The sequence below is a fragment of the Lacticaseibacillus pantheris DSM 15945 = JCM 12539 = NBRC 106106 genome (assembly GCF_001591865.1).
Taxonomy (GTDB): Bacteria; Bacillota; Bacilli; order Lactobacillales; family Lactobacillaceae; genus Lacticaseibacillus; species Lacticaseibacillus pantheris.
The window spans coordinates 1-7,658 of record NZ_BCVS01000108.1 but is presented as its reverse complement, the minus strand read 5'-3'; the positions used below and the strand labels follow the sequence as shown (position 1 = coordinate 7,658).

At 48.8% G+C, this 7,658-nt stretch carries 7 protein-coding genes; 1 reads left to right on the top strand and 6 read right to left on the bottom strand.

Going from position 1 to position 7,658, the window contains the following annotated elements; genetic code table 11:
* Nucleotides 1–61 precede the first annotated feature (61 nt).
* The 6 genes from pstB to LPA02S_RS09690 all read right to left on the bottom strand — a co-directional run bounded on the left by pstB (nt 62) and on the right by LPA02S_RS09690 (nt 6,984).
* On the bottom strand, nt 62–907 hold the full coding sequence (gene pstB, locus LPA02S_RS09715; RefSeq protein WP_420835970.1) for a phosphate ABC transporter ATP-binding protein PstB: 846 nt from the start codon (nt 905–907) through the stop codon (nt 62–64).
* Nucleotides 904–1,806 carry a phosphate ABC transporter permease PstA gene (gene pstA, locus LPA02S_RS09710; RefSeq protein ID WP_054651764.1) on the bottom strand — a complete coding sequence of 301 codons (903 nt, stop codon included), beginning with the start codon at nt 1,804–1,806 and terminating at the stop codon, nt 904–906. Before pstA ends, pstB begins: the two co-directional genes overlap by 4 nt.
* The gene (pstC, locus tag LPA02S_RS09705; RefSeq protein WP_225350379.1) at nt 1,806–2,744 is read right to left on the bottom strand and encodes a phosphate ABC transporter permease subunit PstC; all 939 of its coding nucleotides are present in this window, start codon (nt 2,742–2,744) and stop codon (nt 1,806–1,808) included. Before pstC ends, pstA begins: the two co-directional genes overlap by 1 nt.
* A gap of 90 nt (nt 2,745–2,834) precedes the next feature.
* Nucleotides 2,835–3,725 (bottom strand): phosphate ABC transporter substrate-binding protein PstS family protein, encoded by an 891-nt coding sequence (locus LPA02S_RS09700; protein ID WP_056957043.1) that lies wholly within the window; start codon nt 3,723–3,725, stop codon nt 2,835–2,837.
* A 366-nt stretch (nt 3,726–4,091) separates the two neighbouring features.
* Nucleotides 4,092–5,708: a DUF262 domain-containing protein gene (locus tag LPA02S_RS09695; protein ID WP_056957042.1), complete on the bottom strand. Its 1,617-nt coding sequence runs from the start codon at nt 5,706–5,708 to the stop codon at nt 4,092–4,094.
* Between the two features lie 70 nt (nt 5,709–5,778).
* Nucleotides 5,779–6,984 (bottom strand): AIPR family protein, encoded by a 1,206-nt coding sequence (locus tag LPA02S_RS09690; protein WP_056957041.1) that lies wholly within the window; start codon nt 6,982–6,984, stop codon nt 5,779–5,781.
* A 101-nt stretch (nt 6,985–7,085) separates the two neighbouring features.
* Between LPA02S_RS09690 and LPA02S_RS11945 the strand changes: the two genes are divergently transcribed.
* Nucleotides 7,086–7,361, top strand: coding sequence for a helix-turn-helix domain-containing protein (locus tag LPA02S_RS11945; protein WP_082405527.1), 276 nt, complete (start codon nt 7,086–7,088; stop codon nt 7,359–7,361).
* The last annotated feature ends 297 nt before the right edge of the window (nt 7,362–7,658 follow it).

Below are 7,658 nucleotides of genomic sequence, written 5' to 3'. Positions count from 1 at the left end.
GGAGTACCCCACGTAAGCCGTAGCTCACCAACTCGGCCGACGCCGCCGCCAACCCAACCACTTACCCGAACTTGCCTTCGATGTAGTCGGACGTTACGCCGACGCGGGGCGTGGTGAAGAGGTCGGCGGTCCGCGCGTACTCGCGCACATGACCTTGGTGGAAGAACGCGGTGTTGTCGCTCAGCCGCCGCGCCTGCTCCATGTTGTGGGTGACGATGATGATGGTGTACTGGTCGCGCAGTTCCTGCAACGTTGACTCAATCTGCAGCGTCGCAATCGGATCCAGAGCACTCGCCGGTTCGTCCAACAACAGGACATCCGGGCGTAAAGCCAACGCCCGTGCAATGCACAGCCGCTGCTGTTGACCACCGGATAATTCCAACGCACTGCGATCCAGTACGTCTTTGACCTCATCCCACAGCGCCGCACCGCGGAGGCTCTGCTCCAACCGTTCGGCCAGCAACTGCCGGTCACGCATACCGTGCTCCCGTAGCGCCAACGTGACGTTGTCCCTAATCGACCGGGCAAAGGGGTTCGGCCGCTGGAAAACCATCCCGATATGTGTCCGGACCCGGTACACGTTCGCGCTTGCCGCATTGACGTCCGTGTCCCGATACATAATTTCGCCGTGCACCGTAGCAATCCCATCATTCATGCGGTTTAAACAACGCAGAAACGTGGACTTACCCGACCCCGACGCACCGATTAACGCGGTGATTTGGTGCTCGGGGAAACTCAAAGTTGTTGGTGACAGAGCTTCCTGGTCGCCATACCACACCTGTAGTTTGTGCGTACTCATCGCCACCGCCCCATCCGGCGCCATGATACTCGTTGGTAGGTCGTCTGCGGACGCCGGTTCAAACCTTACGGGTGCTGGTCCCAGCGTCGTCATTGGTTGATCCATCATGCTGCCCCCTTTGCTTGCTTACCCGTCAGTCGTCGGTACACCAGCCCGCCTAGTCCGCGGGCACCGAGGTTAACCAGCAATATCACGATGATGAGCACCGCTGACGCCCCCGCCGAAATGGCCTTGGCGTCCGGGGTCACCCCTTCAGTGTTCAGTTGCCAGATGTGTACCGCCAACGTTTCGGCCGGCCGCATCGGGTTCAGGAAACTGCTGGCATTGAATGGATTCCAGTCGGTATAACTGACGTTAATGTTACTTTGCCCCGCCGTGTAAATCAGCGCGGCGGCTTCACCAAAGACGCGGCCGGCGCTCAAAATGATCCCGGTGAGAATGCCGGGGATGGCGGTCGGCAGGACAATCTTGGTGGTCGTCCGCCAACGTGACAGTCCCAGCGACAAACCAGCCTCCCGCTGCAAGTTCGGCACGTCCTCCAGCGACTCCTCAATATTGCGGGTCAAAATTGGTAAGTTAAACACAGTCAGGGCGATGGCCCCAGTCAACACCGAGAAACCCAGGTTAAATTTCAGGGCAAAGACCAGGTAGCCAAACAGCCCCACCACGATGGACGGTAACGAACTTAATACCTCGATGGCGCTACGCACGAAACTGGTTACGGCGTTGTGTGGTGCGTATTCGGATAGGTAGATGCCGGCTCCCAATGCAATCGGCACCGAAATAATGGTGGTCAACACCAGTAGGTACAAAGAATTAAACAATTGGTCGCGGATCCCTCCACCGGCAGTCATGTTGCTACTGGCGGTGGTCAAAAACCGCCACGAAATATGGGGCACACCCTGGAACAAAATGTAGCCTAACAAAAATACCAGGGTGGCAATGACCACGCCCACCAATGTATAGATGACAACGGTGGCCAGCCGGTCACTCTGCTTTGCATTCATCATGATGGCAGTGCCCCCTTTCGGCCCACTAGCCGGACGAGCAGGTTGAACACCAGTGACATGGCCAGTAGGATCAACGCCAAGGACCACAGCACGTTATTTTGCAACGTACCCGGCACCGTGTTGCCCATCTCGGTGGTGAGCGTACTGGTTAACGTTGACGTCGGGGTAAACAACCCCCGTGGCAATACGGTGGTGTTCCCAATGACCATTTGGACAGCTAACGCCTCCCCAAAGGCGCGGGCCATCCCCAAAATAATGGCGGTAATAATTCCCGGTGTCGCGGCTCGTAAGACGACTTTGCGTAACGTCTGCCACCGTGTCGCCCCCATCGCGTATGATGCCTGCCGCAACGACAGTGGCACGGCGCGAATGCTGGCCGCAGCCAGCGAGGTAACGGTCGGCAGTACCATGACGCACAACACAATCGTTCCGGCCAAAATCCCAAACCCAGTACCACCCGCCAGGCGCCGCAAGAACGGCACAACCACGGCGAGGCCAATAAACCCGTACACAACGGACGGAATACCAACGAGCAGTTCGATGACCGCCTGCAACAGCTTTGCACCCCTCCGTTCCGCAATGTCGGTCATAAACATGGCGACACTGAGTGCAAAGGGGGTGGCGACCAGCGCCGCGAGGATGGTCACACTGAACGAAGTCACCATCATGGGCAACGCCCCTACTTCCGGCCGGCCGTTAGAATCGGTCGCCGTTGGTTGCCAGTTGATCCCAAAGAATTCACTCAACGTTACGTGGTTCGTGGTAAACGTTGCCACCCCGCGCGCTGCGATGAAGTAGATGATGGCAACAACTAGTACCACCACGAGGCCGATGCTCAGGTACGTGAGGGCACGACCCCGCGTATCCTGCCGGGTTTCCCGTGATGAATGGGTCAGCTCGTCTTGAATCATTGCGTTTGTACGTGTCAGTTGCATAAAATCACCTTTTCTCGCTGCGAATAAATGTGGGTCGACCACCTACCGACCCTATGTATACGCCCGGTAGGGGATCGGGCGTTAAATGCACTACTTAATCGTGGTTACTTTGTTGTGAGCATCCATCTGCACCTTCATGTTCGCGATGCTGATGTAGCCTAATTTCTTGACCAAGGACTTCTGTACTTTGCTGGACTGGACGTACTTAATAAACGCGTCGGCAGCCTTGTTGTCCTTAGACTTAAGCGTGTACATGTGTTCGTAGGACCAGATCTTCCACTTGTTGGTTTCAACGTTAGCGGCCGTTGGCTTCACGCCGTCAATGTTGAGCGCGCGCAGCGAATCGTTCACGTACGAGAATGCGAGGTAGCTGATTGCACCTGGAGTGGTGGAAACAATCTTCTGCACGGTACCATTGGAATCCTGTTCCTGAGTTTTGATGGCCGTTGCGCCTTTCAGTACGGCGTTTTCAAAGGTGGCCCGGGTACCACTACCAGCCGCACGGTTAATCACCGTAATGGCTTCGTCCTTGCCGCCCAATTGCTTCCAGTTGGTGACTTTGCCCGTGAAGATTTGCTTCAGCTGGTCCATGGTGAGTGACTTAACGTCGACGTCCTTGTTCACTACGGGCGTCATCCCCACCACTGCCACTTTGTGGTCCTTCAGCTTGGACGCGGTAATGCCGGTCTGCTGGTCCGCAAAAATGTCAGAGTTACCAATCTGCACGGAACCAGACTGCACCTGGCTCAGGCCGGTACCGGAACCACCACCCTGCACGGACAAGTTAACCTTGGTGTGGGTGGTCTGGAAATCCTTAGCGGCTTGTTCTACCAGCGGCTGTAGTGCCGTGGAACCCACGGCCGTAACTTTGCCCGATACGTTAGCGGAGTCGGCCTTGGTGTTGGTACTACCACATGCGGCCAGACCCAGAGTCAGCGCTCCCAGTGCGACGGCGGCGGTGACAAATTTGGTCAGTTTCATCAGTGATTACCTCTTTCTTCATTGGCTCTTACAACCATCTTTGCTACAAGGTTAATGATAGTCACGTTGTGTAACGGGTTAGAGCATGGCAAGGTAAAGGTATGTGTTGAGTTTGTATCGGTGGGGACGGGATGTTTACAAAAGGGACGGGTGATTATGCCGCTCCCCCTTTTTAATCGGGACATTGGTGGCGGCAAATACTTCGCATGGTGCACCGACTATGCGCTGGCTTCTACTTGACATTTGGCAATAATACAAACAAGGAGACCAGATTACCCTTGAATAGGGCAATTTGGCCTCCTTTCATCTAGTTGCAATAATTTTTATCGGTTAATCTAGGGATTCCTAATGTTGTTTATGGCTTTACTACGATTGATTTTTGCTCCAAACATTGACCGCAACCTGTGCCCATGCGTTTTGCCGATCATCAATCTGTTCACTAGAAATGGTATCAACAAGGTCCGCTAACGGTCGCGTTTCCTGTAGTTTTGAATTTGCCACTATTCCCGCGCGAATTTTACTATTCTTTCGCACGGTTCGTTCCTCGTTTTTGGTGAACAAGAACTTGTTTCCGATACGGTCGCTATCTTCAACGTTATTATTTAATTGCTGCACCTTAACGTCGTTTAGATCGATATTTTCTACCTCGTCGGGATAAGCCAATTCACTAAGAATATATTTGGCGGCCCGCTCTGTAGTAATAGAAGCAGTACGAATGTCATCACTAAACTGTGTGTCACTAGTCATTTGGTCGGAAATAGCTTGATTGATTTCTTCAATAGTATTGATCTCACCACGGTACAAGTTATTGGCAATCGTGGAAAATGCTTTCTCATACTTATTGGCCACTAGTCCACCAATCGTGAAGTTCCGTACCGTAAAACTAATTACCTTGTAGGTAACAATAGCGATATCTTGCTCCGTAAATTTACCACTATCAACCATAACAAGAATCAGCGGATAAAAGGTCTTTGCGCCAAGCAAGTTTAAAACATACAGGTTTTTAAGAAGCGTGTCATCAGTGAAGATGGACTCTCTCTTGGGATCCACCATTGATACATAAAAGTCGGATAAGTCAGCCAATTTTTTTACGAAATCTCTTGCATCGTTGGCAGTCTGAATTTTATGACTTAGTGCACGATACAATTTCTTTTCTGTGGTAAATTGTTCTGTAGCATTCCAATATGAGCGAATAAACTTTGTGGCTAAGGAGGAATTATAGCCCAACGGATCCATCATTTGATCCCAGTGGTGCTTAATATCATTATCGCCCTGGGCCTTTCTAAACAGGTGATTTTTCAGCAAGTCCGAGCTATTAAGGTCACGCCCGCGTGCATTTAGTGTCTCAAAAATTATAAACGCACTGGATTCATCACTTGTTGAAATAAGCATGACAAATTCGTGCTCTAACAACATCTTCTTCTGACGTTCAAGGTACTGAAGACGGGATACCTCCGTAGGTCGGTCTTTATAATCATTACTAATACAATTGTCAAAATACTTGTAAGCCTTGACGAAGTTCTTCTCACTATCTAGTTTTGCCTGACCCTGAACTTCATCGAAATTGCCAGGAACCTGAATCAAGCGACGGAAAAATTCGGCATACTGTTCAGATTGTGTGAATACATATTGATTACCGTGCTGAATGAAATCCGACTGTAGGTCGTCGGCCCGCACACTCGCCTTTGCATTATCGGTCATCTGGGCAAACCGATCACGCAAAACTGCCAGCATAATAATCACTGTAGTAACACGTTGCTGACCATCCACAATGTAGGCCTTACCGTCCAAAGTATTTACAACGACCTGTCCTAGGAAATGGTCATCTTCTTTACTAGCCACAACTTCCTGCAGATCTGCCCAGAAGTCATCCCACTCATTATTATCCCAGGCATATCCACGTTGATATGCAGGAACCGCAAAGTTGGAGTTTTCTGATAGCAGGCTTTGTATTGATTTACGTGCGAAATTCATTTCAGTCATATTAGCACCCCTCCATAGTTATATTCCACTAAATACACACCGTGATCTTAAAATTAACACTTGTCATATTCTATTCGGCAGAAAGTGCGTCTAACTGTATCTGCAACTGAGCAGTATTCACAGCGTCGAAGTTCTGACTCCATAAATTACTATTTTTACCAGCGGCCTGTGGATTATTACCCAATGAACGTGACATTTCTACAGTGTTATTAACTAGCTTGGCCCCGATGGAGTTCCACACCGTATCTGGATCAACAGTCCAATCGTAACGGGTACCATTATCCTTAACCAAGGCCCTAAATGCGCCAACAATAGGCAACAACAACCCCTGAGAAATCGTGTACTCTGTATTATGACCGTAATATTTTGTCGTTGTTTTTCGTAACTCAATGCCCTTTATTTTACCAAACTTGCCATTCGGAGTGATGTCACGATACTTATTTGCCATATCTTTTTCAACTAAATCATAAAGCTTAGTAATACCTGGTAGAAGCTGTGCAAGTTTATAGTATGGGTTAGAGGACTCATGTTCTGATGATTCATCATACGAAGTTAAATAATCCTTTAGCACGGCCGCTTTGCCACTATAAGCAGGTACTGGTTGGGCCACCTTTCCTTCAGGATATTTACTAATATTAAAGGCATACATTAGCCTGATTAGATCAGTTGCATCCAACGGTTTCTCGGATTCATTTTCCTTATACGAAATATCGCCTGCAAAAGGCAATTCAGAAATGGCAGACTTTACAAAGTCAAATTTATCCGCCAACTCTGCTATGGCCTTGTCACCAACAGCAACACTCGTGTTTCTAGCTGACGCTAAGGAATCAATTTCATCAATTCCCGTAATGACCTCTAAATGTACATACTGAATCTGATCGGCAGCAATTTTACTCCTCTTTGTCAAAATTGCTTGATAAGTGTGCCCTCCGTCCAGAATTCCATACTGAGATAAATCCGCTTCTGTTCTACTACCGACATTTAGCATGATAACCTTGTTCAGGCTGTCAATTTTAACACCTTTAGCCGAAATCAAAATTCCGCGGTTTTCAACGTAGAATTGTTCTTCGTCGTTTTGTAGACCATCCTCAATTCTACGAAATACCTTGGTTTTTTTATTTACAGCCCGTGGATTGACCTCCGTTGGTAAATTAGATGGCAAATCCTTAACGTCCACTAACAAATGGTAGATAACCTTAGGATCACTTTCATAAGGGCTACTCAAGCGGGCAACGCTGGCAAATGGGAGCTTCTCGATCATGTCTGTAGATTCCATATCCTTTACACCTCTGCAAATTGTTTTTTTAATATCAGCTGATATGATTATCGTATACTGGGTTAACGGTAAATCATATGAACCAAGGTGCATAACGTGATATGACATATAGACAAAGCACCATAAACGACTCGCTCCTACCCACCAGACGGATGGGATACAGAATGCGCGAATTCAGGCAGCATTTTAATAAGTCAATAGCCGAATTTTCTGAGGAATGTTCTATTTCACCACGACAATTAAGCAATTACGAGCGTGGTAAAAACATCCCCTCCATAGACTCATTAGTAAAGATGTCGCAAAATGAAGAAATCAAGGCAGAATACACGTTGGAAGACTTATTTAGAATATTGGTTGTAGAACCCTTAAACAAATAAACTACATCGTTTTCCCTGACGCATTTTTGATCAATAATATTATTGCAAATTACCGAAGGGAGTCATCTCATGAATAAAACTCGCCTAACTTACGATGAGGTCCATCGACAAGTCCAGCGTCTCGCCGACAACGACCTCTACCTTTTCGTTAAAGCTCTCGCCGAGTACTGCGACGAGGCGGAGATTACGCCAGAGCGTTACGACCTTTGGTTCCGCTCAGACAGCTCATTACTGGATGAATCTTTAGAGCATGATCTGAAGTGGTAATAATCGCGCGTATAAAAACAGGGCCACCCT